Below are 392 nucleotides of genomic sequence, written 5' to 3'. Positions count from 1 at the left end.
TGAATGAGACCGTTCGTATCTACAGCGATATGACGTTTGATTCCTGACACTTTCTTTCCAGCATCATAACCCTTTTCACCAGCTATCCATGTGTTTTTCACGCTTTGTGCATCTACGATGCAGAAACTTGTCTGATTCTTACGTCCATCTTGCTCACGATAGGTTTCAACCAATTTTTTTATGCACTTTTTCGAGAAGACTTATGCCATTCTCGTCTACTTTCCGCCAAATCTGATAGTAGAAATAGACTGTTTGCCAGTTTGGAAAATCACTTGGTAAGTTACGCCATTGACATCCTGTGGTAAGCATGTATAGCACACCGCAGAATACCTCGTACAAATCAACTGTGCGTGGACGCGTCGTTTTTCGTGCACTTTCTAAATCTTCACGAA

At 41.6% G+C, this 392-nt stretch carries 1 pseudogene; it reads right to left on the bottom strand.

Going from position 1 to position 392, the window contains the following annotated elements:
- Window positions 1-392 (bottom strand): annotated as a pseudogene (locus FE394_RS19595) (transposase); the annotation flags it as partial.

The organism is Xenorhabdus littoralis (assembly GCF_033949345.1).
GTDB classification, from domain to species: domain Bacteria; phylum Pseudomonadota; class Gammaproteobacteria; order Enterobacterales; family Enterobacteriaceae; genus Xenorhabdus; species Xenorhabdus littoralis.
Note: the sequence above shows the minus strand (reverse complement) of the source record. Positions and strands in the feature narration are given on the sequence as shown.